The 24,489-nt window shown below is 41.9% G+C and carries 22 protein-coding genes and 6 tRNA genes; 17 read left to right on the forward strand and 11 right to left on the reverse strand.

What is annotated here, in order from left to right; genetic code table 11:
• Window positions 1-77 precede the first annotated feature (77 nt).
• The 11 genes from EAH55_RS18365 (at window position 78) to EAH55_RS18415 (ending at window position 11,015) form a co-directional block, all read left to right on the forward strand.
• On the forward strand, window positions 78-317 hold the full coding sequence (locus EAH55_RS18365; protein ID WP_112575215.1) for a hypothetical protein: 240 nt from the start codon (window positions 78-80) through the stop codon (window positions 315-317).
• Between the two features lie 319 nt (window positions 318-636).
• On the forward strand, window positions 637-1,836 hold the full coding sequence (locus tag EAH55_RS18370; protein ID WP_121810940.1) for a head maturation protease, ClpP-related: 1,200 nt from the start codon (window positions 637-639) through the stop codon (window positions 1,834-1,836).
• 113 nt (window positions 1,837-1,949) lie between these two features.
• On the forward strand, window positions 1,950-3,158 hold the full coding sequence (locus EAH55_RS18375) for a hypothetical protein (RefSeq protein WP_121810941.1): 1,209 nt from the start codon (window positions 1,950-1,952) through the stop codon (window positions 3,156-3,158).
• 98 nt (window positions 3,159-3,256) lie between these two features.
• Window positions 3,257-3,847 carry a hypothetical protein gene (locus tag EAH55_RS18380; protein WP_121810942.1) on the forward strand — a complete coding sequence of 197 codons (591 nt, stop codon included), beginning with the start codon at window positions 3,257-3,259 and terminating at the stop codon, window positions 3,845-3,847.
• Between the two features lie 88 nt (window positions 3,848-3,935).
• Window positions 3,936-4,184, forward strand: coding sequence for a hypothetical protein (locus EAH55_RS18385; protein WP_121810943.1), 249 nt, complete (start codon window positions 3,936-3,938; stop codon window positions 4,182-4,184).
• A complete protein-coding gene (locus EAH55_RS18390; protein WP_121810944.1) occupies window positions 4,181-5,464 on the forward strand; it encodes a hypothetical protein in 1,284 nt (427 codons plus the stop codon). Before EAH55_RS18385 ends, EAH55_RS18390 begins: the two co-directional genes overlap by 4 nt.
• A gap of 166 nt (window positions 5,465-5,630) precedes the next feature.
• Complete coding sequence (locus EAH55_RS18395) at window positions 5,631-6,245, forward strand: DUF6712 family protein (RefSeq protein WP_121810945.1); 615 nt, start codon at window positions 5,631-5,633, stop codon at window positions 6,243-6,245.
• Window positions 6,245-8,605, forward strand: coding sequence for an SGNH/GDSL hydrolase family protein (locus EAH55_RS18400; protein WP_121810946.1), 2,361 nt, complete (start codon window positions 6,245-6,247; stop codon window positions 8,603-8,605). Before EAH55_RS18395 ends, EAH55_RS18400 begins: the two co-directional genes overlap by 1 nt.
• 314 nt (window positions 8,606-8,919) lie before the next feature.
• Window positions 8,920-9,597, forward strand: coding sequence for a GDSL-type esterase/lipase family protein (locus EAH55_RS18405; protein ID WP_121810947.1), 678 nt, complete (start codon window positions 8,920-8,922; stop codon window positions 9,595-9,597).
• A 156-nt stretch (window positions 9,598-9,753) separates the two neighbouring features.
• Window positions 9,754-10,461, forward strand: a complete 708-nt coding sequence (locus EAH55_RS18410; protein ID WP_121810948.1) for a GDSL-type esterase/lipase family protein — start codon at window positions 9,754-9,756, stop codon at window positions 10,459-10,461.
• 302 nt (window positions 10,462-10,763) lie between these two features.
• On the forward strand, window positions 10,764-11,015 hold the full coding sequence (locus EAH55_RS18415) for a hypothetical protein (protein ID WP_114940467.1): 252 nt from the start codon (window positions 10,764-10,766) through the stop codon (window positions 11,013-11,015).
• Between the two features lie 17 nt (window positions 11,016-11,032).
• On the opposite strand, the gene EAH55_RS18420 is transcribed toward EAH55_RS18415, so the two are convergent.
• Both EAH55_RS18420 and EAH55_RS18425 read right to left on the reverse strand, forming a co-directional pair.
• A tRNA-Leu gene (locus EAH55_RS18420) sits at window positions 11,033-11,116 on the reverse strand.
• A 63-nt stretch (window positions 11,117-11,179) separates the two neighbouring features.
• A tRNA-Leu gene (locus EAH55_RS18425) sits at window positions 11,180-11,263 on the reverse strand.
• Between the two features lie 141 nt (window positions 11,264-11,404).
• Here EAH55_RS18425 and EAH55_RS18430 point away from each other — a divergent pair.
• The 4 genes from EAH55_RS18430 (at window position 11,405) to EAH55_RS18445 (ending at window position 12,949) form a co-directional block, all read left to right on the forward strand.
• Window positions 11,405-12,430 (forward strand): WD40/YVTN/BNR-like repeat-containing protein, encoded by a 1,026-nt coding sequence (locus tag EAH55_RS18430; protein WP_121810949.1) that lies wholly within the window; start codon window positions 11,405-11,407, stop codon window positions 12,428-12,430.
• Window positions 12,431-12,562: 132 nt separating this feature from the next.
• Window positions 12,563-12,635: transfer RNA gene (locus EAH55_RS18435), tRNA-Lys, on the forward strand.
• Window positions 12,636-12,719: 84 nt separating this feature from the next.
• Window positions 12,720-12,792, forward strand: a tRNA-Lys gene (locus EAH55_RS18440).
• An 84-nt stretch (window positions 12,793-12,876) separates the two neighbouring features.
• Window positions 12,877-12,949: transfer RNA gene (locus EAH55_RS18445), tRNA-Lys, on the forward strand.
• Window positions 12,950-13,033: 84 nt separating this feature from the next.
• Here EAH55_RS18445 and EAH55_RS18450 read toward each other — a convergent pair.
• The 7 genes from EAH55_RS18450 to EAH55_RS18485 form a co-directional block, all read right to left on the reverse strand.
• Entirely contained in the window at window positions 13,034-15,472 is a 2,439-nt protein-coding gene (locus tag EAH55_RS18450) for an outer membrane beta-barrel family protein (protein ID WP_162996945.1), read from the reverse strand.
• Between the two features lie 368 nt (window positions 15,473-15,840).
• Window positions 15,841-16,308: a hypothetical protein gene (locus EAH55_RS18455; RefSeq protein WP_112575196.1), complete on the reverse strand. Its 468-nt coding sequence runs from the start codon at window positions 16,306-16,308 to the stop codon at window positions 15,841-15,843.
• Window positions 16,309-16,734: 426 nt separating this feature from the next.
• Window positions 16,735-18,321, reverse strand: coding sequence for a Na+/H+ antiporter (locus EAH55_RS18465; RefSeq protein ID WP_121810952.1), 1,587 nt, complete (start codon window positions 18,319-18,321; stop codon window positions 16,735-16,737).
• A gap of 4 nt (window positions 18,322-18,325) precedes the next feature.
• Window positions 18,326-18,523, reverse strand: coding sequence for a hypothetical protein (locus EAH55_RS18470; protein WP_112575190.1), 198 nt, complete (start codon window positions 18,521-18,523; stop codon window positions 18,326-18,328).
• Between the two features lie 42 nt (window positions 18,524-18,565).
• On the reverse strand, window positions 18,566-18,841 hold the full coding sequence (locus EAH55_RS18475; RefSeq protein WP_112575188.1) for a hypothetical protein: 276 nt from the start codon (window positions 18,839-18,841) through the stop codon (window positions 18,566-18,568).
• A 106-nt stretch (window positions 18,842-18,947) separates the two neighbouring features.
• A complete protein-coding gene (locus EAH55_RS18480; protein WP_121810953.1) occupies window positions 18,948-19,298 on the reverse strand; it encodes a hypothetical protein in 351 nt (116 codons plus the stop codon).
• Between the two features lie 167 nt (window positions 19,299-19,465).
• Window positions 19,466-19,539: transfer RNA gene (locus EAH55_RS18485), tRNA-His, on the reverse strand.
• 124 nt (window positions 19,540-19,663) lie between these two features.
• On the opposite strand from EAH55_RS18485, the gene EAH55_RS18490 reads away from it, so the two are divergent.
• Both EAH55_RS18490 and rnhA read left to right on the forward strand, forming a co-directional pair.
• Window positions 19,664-21,757, forward strand: a complete 2,094-nt coding sequence (locus tag EAH55_RS18490) for a heavy metal translocating P-type ATPase (protein WP_162996946.1) — start codon at window positions 19,664-19,666, stop codon at window positions 21,755-21,757.
• 132 nt (window positions 21,758-21,889) lie between these two features.
• Window positions 21,890-22,360, forward strand: a complete 471-nt coding sequence (gene rnhA / locus EAH55_RS18495) for a ribonuclease HI (RefSeq protein WP_112575182.1) — start codon at window positions 21,890-21,892, stop codon at window positions 22,358-22,360.
• 191 nt (window positions 22,361-22,551) lie between these two features.
• Here the strand turns inward: rnhA and EAH55_RS18500 are convergent, their stop codons facing one another.
• Both EAH55_RS18500 and EAH55_RS18505 read right to left on the reverse strand, forming a co-directional pair.
• Window positions 22,552-23,043, reverse strand: coding sequence for a metallophosphoesterase family protein (locus EAH55_RS18500; RefSeq protein WP_121810955.1), 492 nt, complete (start codon window positions 23,041-23,043; stop codon window positions 22,552-22,554).
• Between the two features lie 56 nt (window positions 23,044-23,099).
• A complete protein-coding gene (locus tag EAH55_RS18505; protein WP_121810956.1) occupies window positions 23,100-23,804 on the reverse strand; it encodes a tRNA1(Val) (adenine(37)-N6)-methyltransferase in 705 nt (234 codons plus the stop codon).
• Between the last annotated feature and the right edge of the window lie 685 nt (window positions 23,805-24,489).

Below are 24,489 nucleotides of genomic sequence, written 5' to 3' on the forward strand. Positions count from 1 at the left end.
TAACCTCTAACCTCTAACCTCTAACCTCTAACCTCTAACCTCTAACCTCTAACCTCTAACCTCTAACCTCTAACCTCATGGATATTCAAATCGCAAACACCCTGTTTGATGAAGGTATTTTCTCGGCCATGTATAAGGCGGGATTCATCACTACTAAAGTATTCGTGTATCGCGAAATTTATTTATGGGTGAATGCCCAACAACAAACGCGCGGTATTTCTAAAAACCAGGCAGTACTTGAGGCCGAAATCAAGTTCAATAAAGACGAACGTACCATTTGGCGTGCACTCAATTGTTTTTCTGAGAAAGCAGCTTAAAAATTCGTCCACTGACAAAACACTGTCACCAGGTTAAAAGAAATTTGTGCCGACATTTGTTATGTCAATCAGCTAAACAAAAAATAGCGCTCACCCAGAATCAGCTAAAGCAAATTCAAATCATTTAAAAATTCAGAGGCAGACACCAACTGACAAAACACTGTCACCATTAAAACAAACAATAACCACGATCTTTGATATATGCCAACCGGCATTACACGACATTAAAAAACGTCTGCTATTCAAAGCTAATTTACAAACTCCGATTCTTCTTTCGGACTTTCCGTCTTCCCGACTTTCGGACAAAAACAACACCAATATGAGCTATAAAATTTATTTATACGATACCGAAACCGACTGCATTGGTTCAGGTAATTTATCATCGGCCTACATCCAAACCCAACTTGAGGCAGCAGCCGGAGCTGATGTTGAGGTACACATCAGCTCGGTAGGTGGCAGCGCGTTTGATGCCATCGCCATTTATGATCTGCTCAAAAAATATCCAGGCAAGGTAACTACTTACATTGATGCGTTGGCTGCCTCTGCTGCTTCAGTAGTCGCAATGGGCGGCGGGCAAATAATCATGAGCAAATATGCGCTGCTTATGATCCACAAACCAATGGTTGGCACAGGTGGCAATGCCGATGAGCTTTTAAAAGATGTGCAGATGCTAAATGTAGTTCAGGAGCGACTGGCGCAGATCTATATGGACAAATCTGGTTTGGACGGAGTTACCGTAAACAGTTTGATCAACTCTGTAACCTGGATGACCGCTGATCAGGCCCTTGAACTGGGCTTTATCGATCAAATAGAAGATTATGGCACAGAGATAACCAACAGTGCCCTCATAAAAAATTATACCAGCACAGCACCTGCCATTTATCAGCGATGCATTAACAAAATCTTAAACATAAATAATAACAGCATGAACATCGAAAACAAAGAACTTATCGAGAAAACCACTTCGGTATTAGACAAGATCATGAACTTCTTTAAAAAAGTGGTAAACAAACAAACCATTACCGACAAAGGTACACTACATCACACAGGACAGATTGAAGAAGGTGCCGAAGTTTACCAGGACGAGGACATGACCACGCCTGCCATCAGTGATATTTATACTTGTGCCGATGGTAAGCAGCTTGACATAAAACATGGCAAGATCAATAGCGTAGCACCGGCAGATCCGGAAAAAGCTCCCGAAGCAGAAGATGAAGACGATGATTTACCCGAAAGCAAATTAAAATCGGCTCAACCTACCGACGTACAAAACCGCATACAACAACTAAAGGCCCGTTTGCATGCGCAAAACGCCTTACTAACCGAGGCCCGTACAGCACTTGAAGAAGCAAATAACCGTCTGCAAAAAACACGTACCGAAGTAAAAAACGAAATCAAATCGACCTTTATGCCCGAAGGTTCAAAACGAAGCAGTAAGGCTCATACGGAACCGGCTCCATTCTTTGCTCCACAAACCGAGATCGCTAAAAACGCTGTTAAAAAAGCGATAGCTTCTTAATTATCTTCTTCACCAGCCTAAACCTTATCAAAATTCATTAACCCATTTCTACTATCCCTATACGTTTAAAACATCAAAAGCTCCCCCTTTAGGGGGCCGGGGGGCTAAACTTTATGGCTCAATTTACATTTACAAACAACACCTATGCCGGCGAAGCGCTGGCAGGATTTATGGCAAGCACGCTACTCGAAGCTGATTCGGTTAAACGTGGACTGCTCACAGTAATTAATGACGTAAAAGCCCGCAAGGTGATCCTTGATGTAGACGACGACGTTGTATTGCAAAACCCTTCGGGCGTATTTACCGATCAGGGCACAACCGCCCACCAGACCGAAAGCTATCTTGACCCTGTGGTTTACGAATTCATGAAACAGGAACAATGGGACAAACTGGCCCAAAGCTGGGAGGCCCAGGCCCTGAAACCGGGAGCCTTTATGGATTATGAAGGTGTGGTTGATCTGTCGGACTTTATGGTGCAGCGCTATCTAACCAAAATCCAGATCGCTAATGAACGCTTGTACTGGCTTGGCAAAAGTGCTACCAAAGAAGCAGCCTTTACCGCCGATTTCCCTGGTCTATTACCTTCAATCGCTGCTGCCTCCGGCGTTTACAAAGTAGGCTTAAGCAAACCGGCCACTTCATTAGCAGCAACAGCAATTGACGCGAACGGCATCGTGACCGTGGCCGATACCTCTACCCTTGCCGATGGCGACGTTGTTACGATTACCGGCGTAACCGGTACCAGTAAGGATACAACTAACGGCGCGCCAGGCATTGTTATTCAGGGGCAATCATATTTTATTCAGATTGCAAGCGCTACTTCATTTAAACTCGTGCGCAACTACAACGAAGTTAACAGCCGAAAACCGGCAACTTTTACAGGCACAGCTACCGCAGCCACTGTAAATTATATTAATGTAAGCAATGTATTGCAGGTACTGGGCAGCGTTTACGCCCAACTTGATCCTGCCGACAGGATCCAGGAGGACTTTAACTTACAGATCCCGTTACATGTGGGATATGCATATGCCCAGGCCCAGGCCAACAAAGCACTCAACGTTATCAATGCCTTCACCGATATGAAAAAGATGGATTACCTGGGTATTCCGCTACAGATCATGAACCATTGGCAGGCTAATACCATTTTGGGCGCAAGGTCATCAAACCTCTTTCTTGGCGTGGATCTGTTAGGCGATGCTTCCGAATTATCGACCGTTTACCTGAAACCATACACCAATGATAACGTGGTACGTATGAAAGCCCGCATGAAAGCAGCAGTAAACTTCAAATTTGCCAACGAGCTGTTTTACCTGTCGGCATAGTGAGTTGTTGATTGGGTTGATTAAGTGAGTAGTTATTTACTCATGAAGACAACCCAATCAACCTAACCAACCTTTTAACTTAATCAACCCAAAACAACATGTCAATTTATAATAAAATAAACGCCGGTTTCAGCCTCGGCACAGATGAACCTATCACCTCGGGTATTGAGGATGTGATCTACATATTTAATGCCGATGATATCGTGCTTACTTATGATACAACAAACCCGCTTATTGTTAAAGGCTTAACGGCTGTAAGCAACGCTAAGGTTTATAAATTTGAAGGCACTAATAATAGCTTCAACACCACATCAAAACTGGCCAAAACCCAGGTTGGCCCACGTTATACCGAGGAAATAGATTTCAATATCGCGGGCTTGTCTGTTGATGTTAAGGCCCAGCTTATGGCTATGGGATACGGCCGCGTACGTGCCATTGCAGTTAACAACTATAAATCCAGCGATTCGGCGATAGAGCTTTTTGGCGCAGTAAACGGATTAATCCTGACCGATGCCGAACGTAACGCTGCAGATGAATCGTTAGACGGTGGTTACAAATTAAAACTTACCAATCCCGACAAGATGAAAGAGCCTTATCCTCCACGCGCGGTTTCTATCGCTCCTACATCGGGCACAGCCACCTATGCAAGTACCATAGCAGCTATTGAAGCGCTGGTTGTTACGGCATAATTCATTGTGTCATGAGGTCATTAGTCATTTTAATAATGGCTAATGACCATTAAAAGCTCTTTTTTTAAAACCTAAAACTAATGACCTAATGACTAATGACACAATAACAAAAAAATACACCCTGAAACCCGGGCTCCATCAGTTCGCTCCCGGCTCGGCAGCTGTGCATTGTAACGATAACTTGAGCGACGAAGAAGCAGAATGGTATCTGCAAAGATATCCGCATATTGCCAAGCTATTTGCGTCCCGGCCCCCTGAAGGAGGAGTTATCAAACAGACTGATTATAAGTGCAAAACGAAAGCAGAGGATACTTTAGATAAAGGAGGTTCGGTATGAAAACTTATCTTCCGCAAATTGAACGACGAATACTGGTAAGACCTAATCAAACCTATGGCATCCTTAATTATGACCTGGACAACGCTTACCCGCAGCGGATGCTTGAACTGGTAGCCGGCTCGCCAACAGCAAAAGATTGCTGGAACAAGCGGACAAAATTCATTGCGGGTAACGGGTTTGAAGAAAAAGATCTGGGTAAACAGATTATCAACGCAAAAGGCTTAACTATCGCTAAGCTATTAAAAGCCGTAGCAACCGACAAAGCGTTATTTACAGGCTTTGGTATCCATGTAAATTATAATGCCGATTTCAGGATCACATCGGTAAGCTATGTGAAGTTCGAGGATATTCGCATGGGCGATACCAACAATCCGGAAACTGCCGATAAATTTGCCTTGTACTCCGACTGGGGCCGCAAAACCTGGAAAAACATCATGCGCAGCAAGGTGATCTTTTTAGACAGATATGATACCAATCCGGAAGTAATCAGCGAACAGGTGTGTAGGGCTGGCGGATGGGAACACTACAAAGGGCAGTTGTTTTATTTTAACCCGGAAGTTGATGATTACCCGCTGATTGAGGCCGATTCGGTATGGGAAGATTTTGAAACTGAGGCAGGGATCAAAATCTTCAATAACAGGGAAGTAATAACCGGCTTCCTGCCATCAACCATGCTTTTTATGCAGTCGCGCCGTGAGGAAGCTGAAAATACGAGGCCGGATGCCGACATCTTTCCTGGTATCAATATCCCTTCGCAGCTTGAAAAAGATCTCGGCGCATTTCAGGGAGCCAAAAGCGCGCAAAAAATAATCGTTATTGAATACGAAGACGAAAGTTCGAAGCCCGAGTTTAAAGCCTACCCTATTCAAAATAATGACAAGCTATTTGAAACCACCGAACGATCAGTTGAAGCGCGGATCATTAAAGGTTTTTCGGTTCCCAAAGAGCTCATCAATGCCGAAAAATCATCAGGCTTAAGCAACGGCAGCGAAAAAAAACAAGCTATTCTGGAATTTAATGATAATACCGCGGCAGACAGGCTTGAGCTATCGGAAACATTAGCCGAAATTTTCGGTCGATTTTACAAAGACATAAACCCAGGTAAAAACTGGAACATTTTACCGGTAACAGCGATAGCAGCCGACGACAATCCAGGCATTAAAGCCGGAAACGCAATCAACGAGCTTTTGCAATCAACCCTTCCCCGGGAAAGTAAAATAGCCGCCCTGGTATACGCATACGGTTTCAAACAAGCCGAAGCCGAAGCAATGTGCCTGTGATTAAGTCATAAGTCTTTAGTTCTAAGCCGTAAGTTCTAAATATTAAAAGAAGAAAATCTGATTTGAGACTTCGTACTTAAGACTATTATTCCAACTGGCATTTCAATAAACATCATTATGAACAAAACATTTTCAACTCGCATAACGGGAGTTAGGAGGGCATGCTATGATCTATTTAATCAATCAAACCATATTTCAGCAATACGAGGATATCAACGTAAATATTAAACCCGAACGCCTCAAAATATTCATTAAAAAAGCGCAGGAACTCGACTTAAAACCATTTTTAGGTTACGCTTTATACTACCAGCTAATGGCTTATTGCAACGACGATGGCACTATAAAGGAAGATGCACCACAGGCTTACAAAGACCTTTTAAACGGATGCGAGTATCTTGACGAATATGGTCGAATTGTTTTGTATGAGGGCATTTCTCCTGCATTGGTCTATTTCACTTTTGCCCGTTTTATCGAAAACGATGCCATACACTACACAGCTACGGGCCCGGTTATTAAACAACATGATAATGGAAATTCGCTGTCATCGCCCGAGATAACAAAACTGGTGCAACAGCAACGCAGTATCGCCAATGCTTACGCCAATGACATTGAAAGGTTTTTAAGAGATAACCAGGAAAACTTTCCGCTTTGGCACTATAATGAAAAAAATAAAAGCAGTCGCCAATCTGGCCCGAGGATCCGTGGTATCGACAAAACTGACTTCATTTACCCGGGCACAATTAACAATTACAACTTACCAATAATCGATTTTTTAAACTGATGGCAAACGATAAAAAAATAAGCGAACTTCCAGTAGCAGAAACTATAAATGCCTCCGACAAATCAATCCTGATTAGCAATAATGCCGACTATCAGTTCGATTTTGCAGCCTTGTTGCAATTCATTAATTCAGGATTAAATGCCGGGGCTAACTTAACCTTCGGCTCGGTACTACCTCAAAACATTAGTGGCAAAAATGGAGACGTATTTATCAACACAACTGCAGGCTCTTTTGCACAAAAAATAGCTGGTGTTTGGACGGTTGTTTACACAATATCCGCAGGAGGCACCGCCGATACCACCGTACTATATGGCACAACGGCACCAAATTCGGTAACCGGCGGCAATGGTGATACTTTTATAAACACTGTAAGCGGTATATTTTATAAAAAGTCCGCAGATGCCTGGAGCCAAGTATTTTCCATGCAAACCGGCCCGCAAGGTCCTCAGGGCGCAAGCGGAACAAATGGAACCAATGGCAGCAACGGCAAAACCATATTAAATGGTACAACCAATCCTTCCAACAGCCTGGGCACCGATGGGGATTTTTATATTAATACTTCTTCTTACTATTTATTTGGCCCTAAAAGCAGCGGAGTTTGGGGAACCGGGATTTCTTTAATCATTTCAGGTGTACAGTTTGAAGAAACCGAGAATAAAAACACGCCAAACGGCTATGCCGGTTTAGATAGTAGTGGCAAAATTGCGGCTGCCCAGCTTCCCAGCTATGTTGATGATGTGGTGGAAGTTACCAACTATGCGTCGCTGCCGGCAAACGGTGAAGCCGGAAAAATCTACATAACCACCGATACCAACAATGAGTATCGTTGGAGTGGTTCTACATATATTCAAATTGTTGCTTCGGCAGGGACTACCGACGTGGTGCCTGAAGGTACGACCAATAAATATTTTACAGCGGCAAGGGTATTGAACGCGATACTTACAGGTATTGGCTTTGGTTCATCAACGGCTATTGTTGCCACCGATACCATTCTGCAAGCTTTTGGCAAACTTCAGGCTCAAGTTACCGGTTTATTTAAGATCCCGACAGGAGGTGCAAGCGGACAGATATTAGCAAAGAATAGCAATGCCGACGGCGATTTACATTGGATTAATCCGCCGTCTGGTAGCGGAGGCAGTGGTTCGTCCGAGCCATCAGGCCAGATTAAATCTTTTCGGGTTGATTATGGAGCGGTAGGTGATGGGGTGACAGACGATTTGATTGCTATCAACAATGCCCTATTAAACGAGCAAGCTATTGAAGATAGCGGCGATTTTTTTGTATCAGAAGATTATACCAATAAATACGGAACGCCAATAAACGGCAATGTTCGTATATTAAAAAATAACGCAAATGGTAGCAAGCAACAGATAAACAGTTATGCAGATAAATATCAGCACGTATTGGGTACAGAATACCTATCTTCTTTTCACAAAAAATTATTGACAAATAAAGCATCAGCCGCTACGGCCGCTCCAATTCCAATCAATGTAGTATTAACTGGCGATAGCACGACGTATGGAGATATAGACGGGATTGAGGCTAACTATAATATACATATTTTACTAAATGAAATGACAGTTAGAGACTTGATACCTGCCATTAATTATATCAATCATGGCCAAGGGGGGCGAACTACTCAACAATGGCTTGATACCTATTTAGCGAACGACTTAGCTGCAAACCCAGATATAATGATTATCAGATGGGGCATTAATGATACGGCTGTTGGAGCCATGACTCCGAGGGGCTTAATCGATTTAATAGACATCGGATTGGCGACCATACGGAGTAATACAAACTTTACCAAAGATAAATTGGCAATTATACTTTGCTCGATGAATTCAACAACTGACGATAACCAAGGTCATAAAGGGGAAATATTCAATGAAGAGTATAATAAAGGATTACGAACCCTTGCACGTAAGTATGCATGTTGTTACATGGATGTTTATGCACTGTGGCAAGATGCAAGAAATGGGCAAGATTATATGAATGCCTATGACCCATCTCGTCCTAATGAACTCATCCACCCAACGAGATCATTTAAAACACTTATAGCTTGTGCAACATATGACATTCTTTTTCCTAAATACTATCGCAATAGTCCATTACGTGATAGCGGATTCGCAACGCCCAATATAAGCAAACCGTTCACGTATTACCCTTTCGGTATTAGCTATGATTTTGTTACAACGGATGCAGGCTGGCCTATAAATGGTTCTTTGGTAACCCATAAAAGTAGTTTGGTGTCCATTCAGCAAACATTAATGAGCATTGGAAACATCAATTCTGCTATGTACGTTAGGAGTGGGTATTCTAACAGTTGGTCAAGCTGGCAAAGTGTTCCATTCGGTTAACAAACACACTAAACAACAGAGGGTTTAACGGCCCAAACGCCGCGGCATTACCTAATACGTATCCAGACGCCATTACTTATGATTGGGCACAAACTGATAATGGTTTCCCAATAAATGGCTTTTTGACAACCAACAAACAAGCCAACAATACTTTTATTAGGCAAGAAGTCGCGAGTTACGACGGCACAGCGACAATGTATATTCGTGGAGGCTATAATAACACATGGCAAGCTTGGAAACAAGTAATATTGGCTTAATGATAGGATTGTTGTTTTGATAAAAAGTCATAGCTTCGCAAAAATAACACATTGTTAATGCTTAATAATAAGTTTAAAAGAAGATTGTTAACCACTTCCTTATCCCTCAACGCTGTATTTGTTTTATTTTTCGTTTCAAAGAGGATTTATTATGTGAACTACATTTTTTTTCATCCAAGCCCAACAGTTGATGAAAGATGGAATGTTTTCTTGAATTCAAAAAACGATGGCAAAGAAGTCGTTTTTTTGGGTACAAGTATAACCCAAGGTTTCAATGTCAGCAAAGAATTTAATACTCCTCTAATTAAAAATATGGGCTTTTCGGGGAATACAACCAGCACCATTTTGTCAAATTTAAAGCGCGTAATCTCAAGAAAGCCGTATAAGATTTTCATTGAGGGTGGAATAAATGATTTTAAGTACAAGATACCATTAGATACTGCTGTCTATAACATCGTTGAAATGATAAAATCAGTCCAGTTAAAATCTCCCAAAACGGTTTTATATATTCAATCAGAGTTTCCAACTAATTTAAAAAAATTGAACGACACTATTAATTTTTACAATATTAAAATCCAATCAATATGCAAGGAAAAAGGTGTCAATTTTATTAATATGCACAATGATTTTTTACGGCATGGGAGTATTGATAGTAGCCTAACGTTGGATGGAACACATTTAAATGAGACCGGATATTTTTTTTGGAGGAAGAATATCGAACAATTTGTTCAATAATAGAAGTTTTTTTCATTTAAGTAACAATAAATTCTATTGCGTTCATATTTAACTAACAAATATAAGGATATAAACACGGAACTTTTTTGCCTTCTTCAAGTGCGCAACCAGGTAATGTGTTTAAGTAAAGGACCATTAAGACTTTATCTTTGACACATGAAAAAATGGTTCATTTTATCAATTATTGCGAATATTATATGCTTACCATTAGCGGGTATCTATATAGTTAGGAAAATTCAATTTTACAATAATGTAAATCCCAAACCCACAACTATTCAAAATGAAAATATCTTTTGGAAGATTCGGAATTCTGAATTTAAAGAGCTTAAAATAGATAGTAATTCAATAGTTTTTCTGGGAGATAGCCACACTCAAAATTTTGAAGTAGCGGAAGCTTTCAAAGACATGCGTATAAAAAACAGGGGGATAATTTTAGATGGAACTCGCTCGGTACTTGAAAGACTTACCTATATCGCTGATAAGCATCCTAAAAAAATATTTATTCAAATTGGCATCAATGATTTATTAAGTGGTGTTTCTCCGAAAACTATCACCGATGATTTTCAGAGCATTATACAGAGATTAACAAGCATTGCGCCACATACAAGTATCTATCTTCAAAGTGTGTTTCCAACAAACTGGGTTAAGTACGCAGATCATAAACCTGTCTTACATGACATTATCGAATTAAATAACCAATTGCAAATATTGGGCAGTAAACATGGTTGCACTTATGTGGACCTGTTTAGTCCGTTAGTAAAAAATAACGGACTAAACCCTCGTTATGATTGTGGCGATAGCCTACATTTAAATGGGTCAGGTTATATTTTATGGAAAAATTATTTAAAGCGATATATAAATTAATAGGTCTTTAAAGCCGTTTCATCTTTTAAAGATGCCTTATGAAATAATTCTTCCCAATTGTTTATTTCTTTAAGCATATGTAAAAAGGCAGCGTAGTGGATCATGTCTTTTTTCAGGAATCAGTTAGAATTTCAAGATGCTATCCCCATGCATATAAAACACCTACTTTATTGGCAATTGTAGCCCTGTAATATTTCCAATCGTTTAATATAACCCATAAAGCGAAAGATCGTCACCCGACACTGATCGGTCAACGCTAAACATGTGGAACCAATTATACATTCACACAACCAACACCCACCATGACAACATTTGAACACAGAGAAATCAGAGGCATCACCATAAAAAATATGATCGTAACTATTGCGAGCACTATAAGTATTGTTGTATCCGTTATGACGGGCTATTTCCAGCTCAAAGGCGATATAAAAGATATCCGCTCATCGCAGGAAACACAAAGCCGAATTAACGAGATCAGGTTAAAAGTGCTTGAAGGGCAGGTGAACGTACTTCAACAGGAAGTTCAGGGATTAAAAGAGGGAAAGAAATCTTAAATATTGCGTTTTAGGTGTGCCCAGAACGAGATTCGAACTCGTACATCCTTACGAATGCCACCCCCTCAAGATGGTGCGTCTACCAATTTCGCCACCTGGGCTTTTAAAAAATGTGAGAACCTTTCAATTCTCACATTTCAATTTTTCCTTACTTAGAAAAGGCGTGCCCGAAGAGAGACTCGAACTCTCAAGAGACAATTCTCAACGGCTTCTGAGACCGCAACGTTTACCAATTTCGCCATCCGGGCTTATCGTTTTATTAACAAGCGTGCAAATATAATCGTTTCCGGCAAATTGCAACTTAATAAATTAAAAAATCAAAATTATGTTGTTAAACGCTCCTTTAAGAGATAACTTAGGTTTTCATAAAACACTTTATATCAAACTAAATGAAGCTAAGTCGCGTTTTTATTTCTGGCATTTTATTTTGTTCTCTATCCTTTAATTCTGCTTTAAAAGCACAAACAATTACCATTTTGCAGCAAGATAAACCTACAAGTATCCGTGGGTTATCTGTTGTTGATGATAAAACGGCGTGGGTAAGCGGCAACAAAGGATACATTGCTAAAACCAATGATGGCGGTAAAACCTGGGACTGGCAACAAATAAAAGGCTATGAAAAATCCGACTTCCGGGATATCGAAGCTTTTAATGATAAGGAAGCTGTGATCATGAGTGCAGGTTCCCCCTCCTTCATTTTAAAAACAGTAGATGGTGGACAAACCTGGCAGGAAAAATACAAGAAAGCTGATACAACTTATTTTTTAGACGCCATGGATTTTGTCGGCAAACTCCACGGCTATATCTTAGGTGATCCCATCAACAACAAATTTTTATTATTGGAAACTAAAGACGGTGGCGAAACATGGAATGAATCCAAGAATCCCCCGGTTGCTTTAGCCGGCGAAGCCGCGTTTGCAGCAAGTGGAACTTGCCTCAGAGTATCGGATAAAGGAACGATATATATTGCTTCTGGAGGAAAAAGAGCAAGACTTATTTCGTTAAAACCAAATGCCAACTCATGGCAGTATTCAAATCTGCCCATCGCTCATGGCCAAAGCAGCGAGGGTGCCTTTTCATTGTCAATAGGCCAAAATCAAGGAATTGTAGTTGGTGGTGATTATGCTCAAGATAAAAAAACAGATTCGGCTGCGACTATCTACACCTCCTCCTACCCTATTCCAAGTTTCACATTGCCACAAACAAGCCCGGCAGGTTTTCAATCATCTGTTGAATATATAAAATCAGATATATTCCTATCAACCGGAACGCCTGGAAGCAATATAACCCTTGATGGAGGAAGGACATGGAAGCAGATTGACGGCACAAGTTTTAACGTTTGCCGCAAAGCCAAGCGCGGAAAACTTGTGTTATTAGCTGGGAACGGCGGTAAAATAGGCATTCTGAAATTATAGTTTACTGGTTATTAATAGCTTAAAAAAAGCTTTACATTAATTTAAAAAATAGCTTGCAGGGTATAATTAAGAACCCTATATTTGCACCACTTTAAACGGAAACGATAATCGGAACGAAGAAGTTTAAAGAATGATTCCGTAGCTCAGCCGGTAGAGCATAACACTTTTAATGTTGGGGTCCTGGGTTCGAGTCCCAGCGGGATCACAAAGCCTTCAAAAAAGGCTTTTCTTTTTAAAAATAAAAGCTGTCTTTAACAGCTTCGCCTTAACAGCGAGAAGTTTAAAGAATGATTCCGTAGCTCAGCCGGTAGAGCATAACACTTTTAATGTTGGGGTCCTGGGTTCGAGTCCCAGCGGGATCACAAAGCCTTCAAAAAAGGCTTTTCTTTTTAAAAATAAAAGCTGTCTTTAACAGCTTCGCCTTAACAGCGAGAAGTTTAAAGAATGATTCCGTAGCTCAGCCGGTAGAGCATAACACTTTTAATGTTGGGGTCCTGGGTTCGAGTCCCAGCGGGATCACAGAAAAGCCTTCAAGTGAAGGCTTTTCTTATTTATATCCAAATTAAAATCACGTAAATAATTGGTATCTGGTAGGTTATTCATTTAATTTCCAGAAGGCGCTCCCTGAACATCGTCATTGCTGATACCGCGTTTATTTTTCTTCACAGCTTCTTTCAGCTTACCGAAACGGTAATTCAGGCTGACGGTAAAGCCTCTGAAATAGGCGCGGTTAATATTTGTCTGAGTAAAATCAGGGCCGAACGAGCTCCTGATGTTATTCCTGTATTTACTGAAAGGATTGTTTACCGTGGTCGAAAACGAAAGTTTATCCTTCACTAAATCCTTATTAACAGTGAATGATACACTGGCGTAAGGGTTTGAGGTACCCTGGATAGAAAGATTAGGGCCGTTCAGAAACACATTTGTACTAACCCGCCAACCCTGTTCAAAATTATAGCCGCTGTTTAGCGACGCTCCATACATAAAGCCCTGATTTTTCACCAACTGCCCATTCACTATACCCTGCACACGACCATGCGCAATTCTTCCGTTAAATGATGTGTTCCATCTCTTGGTGATAGGATAATTGATATTGCCGTTGAACGTAAACAGGCGGGCCTTGCCGGTATTATCAAAACTATTGCGGGTAATATTCGTGGCCGAATCGAAAACCACAACTGGCATGATTAGGTCATTAAAATAATTGTAGCCCAGCATCAAGTTTAACGAAGCCTTTTGAGTTCTGCTGTAACTCAACTGGATACTATTGGAAACCGCGGGCCTAAGATTAGGGTTTCCCGACGATTCGAAGTTTGGATTCGAGCGGTCTACAAAGGGGTTTAGCTGATATATACCTGGGCGCTGTATCCTTTGTGAAAACCCGAGATTAATCGTACCGGCACTTTTAAACCGTTTATTTATACTTACTGAAGGCACTATATTAAAAAAGTTTTTGTTCAGCTGCGATGAAGTAGAAATAAAATCAGCATCGATCAGTGTCTCCTCTACCCTTGCACCGGCCTTAAAACTCCAGTTTTGCAAAGTGTAGCTATAAGTGTTGTATGCACCCAATACATTTTGCCTATTATTGAATTTATTACTTCTCGATGGGTCTGTTTCAAAATCACCCGCCGCTTCGTCATATCCGAGGTATTGATAATCGCTCTTATTATCACGCATGATTGCTTTTAGCCCCATTTCGATAGTTAACTTCTTTACAGGTTGTACATAATCTACCTGGAAAGTCTGTTCAGAAGATTCGTCTTCATTGTGTTGCAGGTAATCGGGCGTGGTATAGTTCACTCGGTTTGATGCCGTCAGCGCCGCGTTCTGCCTGTTGTTGAATGTATAATACTGATAAGAAAATGTGAGCAGCCTTTGCTTGTTGCTTTTAAAACCCAATTGATAATTTAAACCTACATTAAAGCCCCTGCCGCCCGAGGTATTATTATTATAAAGATCGTACTGCTGAACCATATCGCCTGCTTGGTTCAAAACGGAATTTTGCGTATTGATGCCGTCCTGGTTATTTCCATTAACATTGAATTGTCCCGAAATAAGGTTAAGGCTATCTATTTCATAGCTGATCCCAACTTCCGCATAGCCATTTTTACCATCCCACTCTGCAGTATTATTTTGGCTAAGATTGGTAGGATTACTCCCGGTGGTAAGCCTGGCAATAGAACTGCGTACTTCGGGCGAATTAGAAATATTACCGCCAAAATAACTCGATACCTCCAGCTTACCCTGTTTAGACGAAAATGACCCGCCCAATCTGGGGCCACCAACCGGGAATACATGGCTAAGGTTTAGCGTACCATTGTATCCGTTGCTTACTTTTTTATTGGTCACTATATTGATGATACCCGCCAACCCCTCAGCATCATATTTAGACGAAGGATTGGTAATTACCTCGATGCTTTGAATGGTTGAAGCAGGCATACTTTTGAGGATATTTTTCGGATCGCGCTCCATCATACTCGATGGTTTACCATTAACAAATATGCGGTAACCGCTATTCCCCTTCAAAAGGATATTATCGTCGCCATCTACGCTTAACAAAGGCACTTTGCGCATCATCTCCAGAACACTACTACTTTTACTGTCCGGGTCGGATTTTAAGTCGTAGGTGAGTTTATCAATCTCCTGTTTAATGATCGGTCTGTCGGCGGTTATAGCTACCGTTTTAAGCTGGGTAGTTTGTTCACCGATAGCTATGCTTCCCAGGTTTATGGAAGGCTTTGTATTTTCCGTTAAATCAGCAGGCAACGTTTTTGTGTTAAAACCGACACTAACCATGGAGAGGGAATATTTTCCTGATGGCAGTTTTTCAAACCTGAACGTCCCATCAGTTTTGGTCACAGCCGTGCGCACCAATTGCTTTGCTTCATTACGCAGGTTTACGGTTACATAACCCATCGGTTGTTTGGATAGCGAATCTGTCGCAATTCCGCTTATTGCGAATAATGTATGCGCTTTCTGCCCGAATGCAGGGAACATAATGATTAAAAATAAGATAGCGGGTAACAATTTTAGTTTCATGATGATGTGATAGGTAAAATGTTTGACATAAATTTTGGAACCGCTCCAAATCAAATTACAATCCATAATACCATGCAATACATAGTACTATAAACATAGGACTACATCCCAAATGAATTTGTTACATCTAACCGAAATAAAAATTTAAATCATCCTATCACCGCCAATTTGATCAAATCTGGCATGTTAAATAAAACCCAAAGTTGGTCTATTATATTCTCTGCTAAATTACTGACAGCTTTTTGCCGAATGCCATAAGTAACTATTGCAGGTTTTAATTTAAGTAAATACCGTTCTTAATGAATATCCAAAAATCACGAACTTATACATATAATAAAAAAGCCTTCCCTTATCCGGGAAGGCTTTCTTTATCGCCCCAAATAAGAATTGAGCAATGTTTCCCAATCCTTCGCCTGTTTTTCAAATTGTTTCAGTTTCATTTCATTGTCCTGAAATTGTTGATAAAAGGGAAGAGTATCGAGTACCCTGTTTTGCGCATCGGCTATCTGCAATGAAATTGAACGTACCGAAGTGCCGTTCATGGTCTTCAGCACATAAGTTCTCACGGCTTTTGTCAGGTTATATACTTCAACTTCGGATTGTGAAACATGGGTCAGTAACAGTATTTTACTTGGCTTGGCCCAGCCTATGATCTTATTGCTAAGGGTTTCATACCTGGTAAGCTCGAGGCTCAGGTCGGCCGCTTTGCGCAGTAATCTATCTTCCAACAACTTCTGCTGCTTCTGTTTTGAGCGCTTGGCGATAATATAAAACGGCACGCTAAAAAGCGTCACCAACCCTCCTGCAATCAGGGAGTTTTCTAAAATGTGAGTCATACTAAAATTTTCTAAATAAGTTTAAAAGAAGCCGTACGCTTCGTTGATTATAGCGGAAAACTTAGTGATATCACCAAAAAACATGGAAGGGAAAGAGCATCAGCAGAACCCTGCGAGGTATTTGACAATTGCGCAAGATTATGTTACATGAACGTGCGGCCTCAGGAACACTAAACAGATTGGCAAGTTGATCTGCAACGAAGGCCGGATGCGAAATAAAATGAGTTGGTGGGGCCTCCCTAATTAAAATAGAAGCCAGAGAGGTTTCCTCCGCAAGACTTTCAAATTGGATATGAAAGTGCTGTTTTACAATATGCCCCGACACGTGAGCTTTCGCCGCACCACTACCAGCCTTCGCTGTAAAAGCCAAGAACAGCAAACCGGTTACTGTAAGCAGTTTAAATAATCTGTAAAACATCTTAAACATTAGTTTTTGCGGGTTCTCGCCTCTTCAAGATCCAATTCTCGTTCTCTTGCCCGGATCAGATGATCAGCAAACTCCTTGTTCCGGTGCATCTTTTTTAACTCGCCACGCCTAACCTCAATAATTTCCAGTAGCATTTGCCGGTAATCATGAATAAAAGCAGGTGTTTGTTCTTCACCGTTTAATTGTTTTTCGGCTATCTCGGCCATGCGCTCGTATTTTTCTTTTACACGGCGAAACAGCGGCTTAGCCTCAATCTCATGGCTGCAATTGTCATCAAGATAAGCAATGACCGCTGTAGCTAAACGGTGCCTGATCTGTTGCTCTTGGCTGGCATCGTTTTCTATAACTTCCAGTTTTAACACTCGTAGTAACAGCGGCAGGCTTAATCCCTGAAGCACAAGCGTAAAAAGGATAACCGCGAAAGTGATAAACAGGATCAGGTTACGGTGCGGAAAAGCAGTCCCATCAGCAAGCGTCAGCGGAATGGCAAGCGCCGATGCAAGCGAAACTACTCCCCGCATCCCGCTCCATCCAATCACAAACACCGGTTTCCAGCTAAGCGGCCCTTCCTTCTCTACAATCCGGCGGCTAAACAGTCGCGGTAAATAAGCCGAAGGAAAAACCCAGATCAACCTGACAATTATCGACAACACACTAATCGCGACCGCGAAAACAATACAATCGGACAAAGAGTAATGTTCAATTCCGTGGATTATACCCGGCAATTGCAAGCCAATCATGATGAATACCACACCATTTAATAAAAAGATAGCCACATTCCATACCGTAATTGTTTGCAGGCGGGAATCATAAGAAAAAATATCAGATGAACGGAAGGATAAAAACAGACCTCCGCTAACAACCGCCAGTACGCCCGAAAAATGAAAATGCTCTGCCAAAAGGTACATGAGGTATGGGGCAATGAGCGTTAGCGCCGTATCAATGCTTGGTGTGGTTGGCAAAAACCGGTGAATAGCATAAACCACATGCGCTATCGCCAGGCCAATCAATACGCCCATGATAACCACAGAAAAGAAACTACCCGTTGCCTGCCAAAAAGTAAATTGCCCGGTAAAGATCGCTACAAGCGCAAAACGGAAAACGATAAGACTTGATGCATCATTAACCAGGCTCTCCCCTTCCAATATGGCAACGATCCGGCTGGGTACTTTCAGGTCCTTAAATACGGAGGCTGCGGCAACAGCATCAGGTGGTGAAATTATACCACCCAGTAAAAAGCCGAGCGCCAGCGAGCAATCAGGAATAAGCCAACGCGCAAAAAAAGCGATAGCCGTAGCCGTAAATATCACCAAGCCGAAAGCCAGCAACCCAATCGGGCGGCGTAGCCGCCAGAACTCGGCCCAGGAGGTGTTCCATGCTGCCGAATATAACAACGGCGGCAGGAACACCGCAAATATGATATTGGGATCCATCTTTACCACGGGAACACCCGGTATAAAGCTGATCACCAATCCCGCAAGAACTAACAGTATCGGGTACGACACGTTTAGTTTGTTACTAAGCAAGGCCAGCATGGATGTGGTGAACAACAAAGCAAGCACAACAAGCAAATGGTCTTGGATCATTATATTAAATTATCGCGTTATCAACTTCAACATCGGATAGAGAAATGAAACGAATCTGTCCTTTGTAGTTAATCCAGATCCCCGTCCAGCCATTGCTGTCATAACCAAGAAATTCGGCCTGGGGCGATTGCGGATCAAGTCCTTCAAATGGTTTTCCGGTGTAACGCAGCAGCGTTCCTGCCGTTAAATGTTGTTTATTCATCGATATTTTTTTATAGTAAAAAAATAGTTTTTTTTAATAATCTTAAGCCGCCGGCTTCCAGATCTTAAAAACGTTTTCATAGCGGCTGCCGCCATCTCTGATCAGCAAAGCAATATCCTCCTGTCTTTCGGGAAAATATTTTTCTACCAATCGTTGTATCTGCAGCAGGATCGCGCCCAGCCTGGACTCAATTGCAGCTAAGGGCATCTTGACTTTAATGATCATATCCTGGAAATAAACTTCAGCTTCCTCCCGAAGTTCTCTTTTCAGCATGACCGCTACTTGTGCATGAAATTTTCTTTTCAAATTTCTTTTCATAACGCCAGGTTTATGCGGTAATAAATTAGTCAGTAAATTAAGATTGAACGGTGTTATCGTCTATCACAGAAAAATAAACGTCAATACCCACACAAAATATCAATGACTACCAGAAGGCGTGAAAAGGATACAGGAGAAACCTGTGATACAGAATCTTATATATAGATGAAATTTGGGGCGTACTGGCGAGTACCGGATATTGGAGATTAGCCTGCTGCATTGTAGCAGCCTCCGCATGTAAATCCGGCGAATAATTCAGTTGCTGCTGAAAATTAAACCCTCTGTGTAATACCTCACCACAAAGCTCCCGCGCTGATTGCCCGGCATACTTTAGTGCTGCCGCTTTCAGGGTAAATGAGTGAGTGGTTGGCGCGGAAGCGGCATAAGACTTGACTGTTAATCCTGAAAGGATAAACACAGTTAGTATTCCGAAAAATAACTTCAAGCCTTTTGACATACAAACAAATATAAAAGAATATTTGATCAATTTACCAGTTTCTTTGCCCGCGTTATGTTATAATATACTCTACTTGCTACCGTATGACAATCCTTTATATTGTAAAAGCTACCCTCCGGGCATAAAAAAAGGCCCATTTACGTATGTAAATGAGCCTTAGAAAAGCGGGTAAGCAATGGGGCTCGAACCCACGACCCCCAGAACCACAATCTGGTGCTCTAACCAACTGAGCTATGCCTACCGTTTTGTTTTTCGAGTGTGCAAAAATAGAAATCTCCCGGGATATTGCAAACTCTTTTTTAAAATTACATTAAGCTTACCCGTTTAATTTAGAATGATTATGCTTAATAAGTATTTTTGTAACTATGGCTGAGCAATTGATAGAACTAAATGTGACCGGCATGCATTGTAATAACTGTGCCATGTCTGTCCATAAATTCCTCGAAAAAAAGGGCTTACACAATATCCTGGTTGATTTTGCCGGCGAAGAGGTGAAATTTTCTACCAGCGACGAAGCAAAGCTGCCTGAAATAAAAAAAGGGATAGAAAATTTAGGATTTAAAGTTATTGAGGACCTCAGCACCCATTCGGTGCCATTTTATGAGCGGGTTGAAAACAAATTTATCTTCTGCGCCATCTTTACCACTCCACTTTTGCTGCACATGATATTGCCCTGGCATTTTCTGCATCAGCCAATCATTCAGTTATTATTGTGCCTGCCAGTTTTTATTATTGGATGCTTACATTTTGGTAAAAGTGCTATCAGCTCGCTTAAAGGAGGCATTCCTAATATGGATGTACTCATTTTTGTAGGTTCAACATCGGCATTTATTTATAGCCTTATCGGCACAGTACGTAACCTGGGGCCACAATACCAGTTTTATGAAACCTGTGCAACCATTATAACACTGGTGTTACTTGGCAATGTATTTGAAAAACGCTCGGTAAGTCAAACTACTTCGGCGGTAAAAGATCTGATCAAGTTTCAGCAAGTAAATGCTAACAGGATCATAAATGGCAGCATTGAGGTAATCAATGCCAAAGATGTACGCCCCGGAGATACGCTGCTGGTTAACCAGGGTGATAAGATCCCGGTTGATGGCGAGCTGCTTTCCGGTCAGGGTTCTGTTGATGAAGCTATGCTTACCGGCGAAAGCATCCCGGTTGAAAAACAAAAATATGATAAGGTTATTGGTGGCACTATACTGGTTAATGGTAATTTCCATATGCTGGCTACTCGTGTTGGATCAAATACTATCCTCGCTCAAATTATCGACCTGATGAAAAAAGCCCAGGCAGCTAAACCACCGGTTCAAAAATTGGGTGATAAGGTTGCTGCCATATTTGTACCGGCAGTGATACTAATAGCGCTTGTTACTTTTATACTTACCTATTTTGCGGGCAATGCCGGCTTTCAGCATGCTATGATGAACGCAATAGCCGTACTGGTAATTTCTTGTCCATGTGCTATGGGCCTGGCTACGCCTACCGCGGTTATGGTTGGTTTAGGCAGAGCAGCCAAAAATGGTATTCTTGTAAAAGGCGGCGATACCATTGAAGCGGTTACCAATACAAAATATGTAGTATTTGATAAAACGGGAACCCTCACAACCGGGAAGTTCACGGTTAATGAAATCAGTATCGAGGACGGGGCCGATATAGCACACATCAGGGGTATGATTGTTACCATTGAGGAACGTTCCAATCACCCGATAGCCAAATCGCTTGTAAACGGCTTAAAAGGCCTGCCACAGCAAAAGCTCATTTTAAAATCGGTTAAAGAAGAAAAAGGACTGGGCATGCGTGCTGAGGACGTGGAAGGGAATCATTACTTTTTAGGTACAGCAAAAGCCGGTAATGATGGTCATTTTAACCTCGCACTCTACAAAAACCAGGTACTGATGGCACAAATTGCTGTTGACGACCAAATAAAACCCGAAGCTGCAGAGCTCATAACCCAACTAAAACAAATGGGCATTATCCCGGTGCTATTGAGTGGCGATAAAAAAGACCGGTGCCTTAGAGTGGCCAATCAATTAGGTATTAAAGAGGTTCACGGCGAGAGGCTTCCTGAAGAAAAACTCAAAGCAATTGACATTTATAAGCAAAAGGGCAAAACCATTATGATAGGCGACGGTATCAATGATGCTCCTGCCCTAACCCATGCCGACGTAGGCGTTTCTATGAACGATGCCAGCCAGGTAGCTATCCAGTCGGCCAATGTGGTGCTGTTAAATACCGATTTAAACTCGGTGATTAAGTTTTTACAGATCAGCAGGCACACACTACTCACCATAAAACAAAACCTTTTCTGGGCATTTGCCTATAATATAATAGCCATCCCTGTAGCTGCTATGGGCTTCCTTAACCCGATGGTTGGTGCGCTTACCATGGCATTTTCGGATGTGGTGGTGATAGGGAACTCATTGAGGTTGAAGATTAAAAAAGTTGATAGATAATAGATCATGGTTCATGGTCGCTTTTTAGTCCATTAGTTTTAGAGGATAAGGCAAAGTTTGTTATTTTTGAAGCTTGATATTAATCCGGTTCCTGGCTATGATCTATGAACCATCAACCATGAACTAATTTAAATGATCGAAATTTTTACAGACGGTGCTTCAAGTGGTAATCCGGGACCGGGTGGTTATGGTGTGATATTGCGTTCGGGACAGCATTACAAGGAGCTATCTGAAGGGTTTCGTAAAACTACCAACAACCGGATGGAACTGTTGGCCGTTATCAAAGGCTTAGAAGCGTTAAAGGCTCCCAACCAGGATGTCATGATCTTTTCCGACTCTAAATATGTGATTGATGCCATCGAAAAACGCTGGGTTAACGGCTGGGTAGCAAAAGGCTTTGTGGGCAAAAAAAACAAAGACCTGTGGATGCGTTATTTAGAGATCAGCAAGATTCATAAAATTAAATTTACCTGGGTGCGCGGCCATAATGGGCACCCGGAAAATGAGCGCTGCGACCAGTTAGCTGTGGCAGCCGGCAAACGTCCTCCACTGCTTATCGACTCTGTTTTTGAGGCTGAGAATGCCAGGGCTGGAATGATGTAATCTAATCACAATTTACTTACATAACCCCAATGTCATTTCGACGAACAAAGCGCAGGCACTGAGCGGAAGCGTGAGGAGAAATCTTATACACCCTGCATAATCGCCTTACAGAGCGTATAAGATTTCTCTTTCGCCCCAACACACAATCCAACTCAGCTCTATCGAAATGACATTTCTTATATTTTATTTTTCTATCCTGCAAGTTCTATAATCTGCAGATCCTGGATTTTATCGCCATCGATATTAAACCTTAACAGGGTACGTACTTTATGCCAGCCTTGCTTGCCAGCCGCGCCGGGGTTCATGTGCAGGCAATTGATCTTTTTATCGAACATCACTTTTAAGATATGCGAATGCCCGGTGATAAATAACCTGGGAGGATTGCTATAAATTTCGGCTTTGATATTTTGGCTGTACCTGCCGGGATAGCCACCAATGTGGGTCATCCATACGTCCACTTCTTCGCATTTAAAACGTAAGTGCTCGGGATAAACTATTCTTACATCTTTCCCATCTATATTGCCGTAAACGCCTTTTAAGGGTTTAAAAGCAGCAAGCCTGTCAGCTAACTCGATGGTTCCGAAATCTCCTGCATGCCAGATCTCGTCACAATTTTCAAAGTGTTTAAAAACGGCATCGTCGAGGTAGCTGTGGGTATCGGAAATAAGGCCTATACGGGTCATGTGGGTAAAGATAGCTGTAAGAGGTAAGAATCAAGAGTAGAGATTCAAGATGGAACTCAAAATATGGTCAAAAAATCTCTTAGTACATTCCTGTACATTTCAGTGTATACTTTTGGTTCATTGTAAATAACAAAACTTTCAGAAATTGGCTGAGCAACGCTCCTCCCGAAAGCAAGTATTTCTCGGTGTGCGGCATCATCTTTAAAGGAGTGTATCGTAATTATTTTTTGCAGATACAACTTGTGCTGTACCGCCAGGTTCTTAACCAGTTCAGCGGTATCAACGGGCAATATCAACCAGCAAGTCCCCTGCTCCACAAGCTGCGTTGCGAGTATTGATATCAGCCTTTCAAAAAAGCCATCGGCAGCATGCTTTGCCAAATTTGTCTTAATCCCCGGCGATTGCAGGGAGTTGATATAAAATGGCGGGTTCGATACGATGAGGTCATATCTCTTTTCGGGATGATCTTCAAAAAACTGCTCAAACCCTTTTGCGTAAAGTGTTAGCCTGCTTTCAAAAGGCGAATTGCTAAAGTTGTTTGTTGCTGTTCCCGCAGCTTGTTCGTCAATCTCAACAGCGTCTATTTTAGCCTCGGTAAATCGTTGGGCCAGCATTAGGGCTATAACGCCTGTTCCGGTGCCTATATCCAGAATGTTTAACGGCTCACCTTCGCCGGCCATAGCGCCAAGTAATACCCCATCGGTATTGATTTTCATGGCACAGCCGGTTTGGTCAACGCTGAATTGTTTGAAACGGAACATGAGGGCGAAGTTATTGTTTTATTCCATTGGTCGGGGTTTTAAAGAGATTCCTGCTATATAACTTACATCGTCGCCCTCTTGGCCGGGCGGGGCCAGTTACTTTACCTTAGATGCAAAGTAACCAAACATCAAGGCAAAAAAATGCTTCAACCCACAGGCCATACTCCCTGGCCCGCTTTTTTGCCGGGCCGACGCGCTTTTGCTTTTCTAATAACATGTGATTGCGAGGCACGAAGCAATCTCGTAGCTATACAGAGCGGCTATGCTTCCGTGCGATTGCTTCGTGCCTCGCAATGACATGGTTTTAAGTTGCTTTCTTCTCTATTCAACTATTTTACTTCCGACTCTTGCTGTCTTGGTTCTTGACTCTTAAAGTCTTACCTCTTTCCCTTTACCGTCAGCAGGTAAGCTTCGGGTGAAAGCGGGTAGAACAATGGTGGGCTGTGCGGCTGCAGGGGCATAGCAAGTTTTTGCAGAGGGCCGGAAACGTGTGGGCGAAGCGGGGCAAAATAATTGCAGCCCGTGGTTCTACCCGGTTTGCAGGGCAAAGGCCGAGCAAAGGCATGTGGGTTGGCCGGTGCGGCAAAGAAGCCTATCTGCTGACTTGATTTTTTGGTTCTTTTGTATCAAGACAAAAGAACAAAGCCCCCCCCCCGCGGCAATTGAGCGGGCCAATGATTGTTAA

The sequence above is a fragment of the Mucilaginibacter kameinonensis genome, from assembly GCF_003675385.1.
In the GTDB taxonomy this organism is placed as follows: Bacteria; Bacteroidota; Bacteroidia; order Sphingobacteriales; family Sphingobacteriaceae; genus Mucilaginibacter; species Mucilaginibacter kameinonensis.

Excerpts from the sequence above, each read along its gene's own strand:
- EAH55_RS18365 (WP_112575215.1), top strand. The coding sequence starts at position 78 with ATGGATATTCAAATCGCAAACACCCTGTTTGATGAAGGTATTTTCTCG.
- EAH55_RS18370 (WP_121810940.1), top strand. The coding sequence starts at position 637 with ATGAGCTATAAAATTTATTTATACGATACCGAAACCGACTGCATTGGT.
- EAH55_RS18375 (WP_121810941.1), top strand. The coding sequence starts at position 1,950 with ATGGCTCAATTTACATTTACAAACAACACCTATGCCGGCGAAGCGCTG.
- EAH55_RS18380 (WP_121810942.1), top strand. The coding sequence starts at position 3,257 with ATGTCAATTTATAATAAAATAAACGCCGGTTTCAGCCTCGGCACAGAT.
- EAH55_RS18385 (WP_121810943.1), top strand. The coding sequence starts at position 3,936 with ATGACTAATGACACAATAACAAAAAAATACACCCTGAAACCCGGGCTC.
- EAH55_RS18390 (WP_121810944.1), top strand. The coding sequence starts at position 4,181 with ATGAAAACTTATCTTCCGCAAATTGAACGACGAATACTGGTAAGACCT.
- EAH55_RS18395 (WP_121810945.1), top strand. The coding sequence starts at position 5,631 with ATGATCTATTTAATCAATCAAACCATATTTCAGCAATACGAGGATATC.
- EAH55_RS18400 (WP_121810946.1), top strand. The coding sequence starts at position 6,245 with ATGGCAAACGATAAAAAAATAAGCGAACTTCCAGTAGCAGAAACTATA.
- EAH55_RS18405 (WP_121810947.1), top strand. The coding sequence starts at position 8,920 with ATGCTTAATAATAAGTTTAAAAGAAGATTGTTAACCACTTCCTTATCC.
- EAH55_RS18410 (WP_121810948.1), top strand. The coding sequence starts at position 9,754 with ATGAAAAAATGGTTCATTTTATCAATTATTGCGAATATTATATGCTTA.
- EAH55_RS18415 (WP_114940467.1), top strand. The coding sequence starts at position 10,764 with ATGACAACATTTGAACACAGAGAAATCAGAGGCATCACCATAAAAAAT.
- EAH55_RS18430 (WP_121810949.1), top strand. The coding sequence starts at position 11,405 with ATGAAGCTAAGTCGCGTTTTTATTTCTGGCATTTTATTTTGTTCTCTA.
- EAH55_RS18450 (WP_162996945.1), bottom strand. The coding sequence starts at position 15,472 with ATGAAACTAAAATTGTTACCCGCTATCTTATTTTTAATCATTATGTTC.
- EAH55_RS18455 (WP_112575196.1), bottom strand. The coding sequence starts at position 16,308 with ATGACTCACATTTTAGAAAACTCCCTGATTGCAGGAGGGTTGGTGACG.
- EAH55_RS18465 (WP_121810952.1), bottom strand. The coding sequence starts at position 18,321 with ATGATCCAAGACCATTTGCTTGTTGTGCTTGCTTTGTTGTTCACCACA.
- EAH55_RS18470 (WP_112575190.1), bottom strand. The coding sequence starts at position 18,523 with ATGAATAAACAACATTTAACGGCAGGAACGCTGCTGCGTTACACCGGA.
- EAH55_RS18475 (WP_112575188.1), bottom strand. The coding sequence starts at position 18,841 with ATGAAAAGAAATTTGAAAAGAAAATTTCATGCACAAGTAGCGGTCATG.
- EAH55_RS18480 (WP_121810953.1), bottom strand. The coding sequence starts at position 19,298 with ATGTCAAAAGGCTTGAAGTTATTTTTCGGAATACTAACTGTGTTTATC.
- EAH55_RS18490 (WP_162996946.1), top strand. The coding sequence starts at position 19,664 with ATGGCTGAGCAATTGATAGAACTAAATGTGACCGGCATGCATTGTAAT.
- rnhA (WP_112575182.1), top strand. The coding sequence starts at position 21,890 with ATGATCGAAATTTTTACAGACGGTGCTTCAAGTGGTAATCCGGGACCG.
- EAH55_RS18500 (WP_121810955.1), bottom strand. The coding sequence starts at position 23,043 with ATGACCCGTATAGGCCTTATTTCCGATACCCACAGCTACCTCGACGAT.
- EAH55_RS18505 (WP_121810956.1), bottom strand. The coding sequence starts at position 23,804 with ATGTTCCGTTTCAAACAATTCAGCGTTGACCAAACCGGCTGTGCCATG.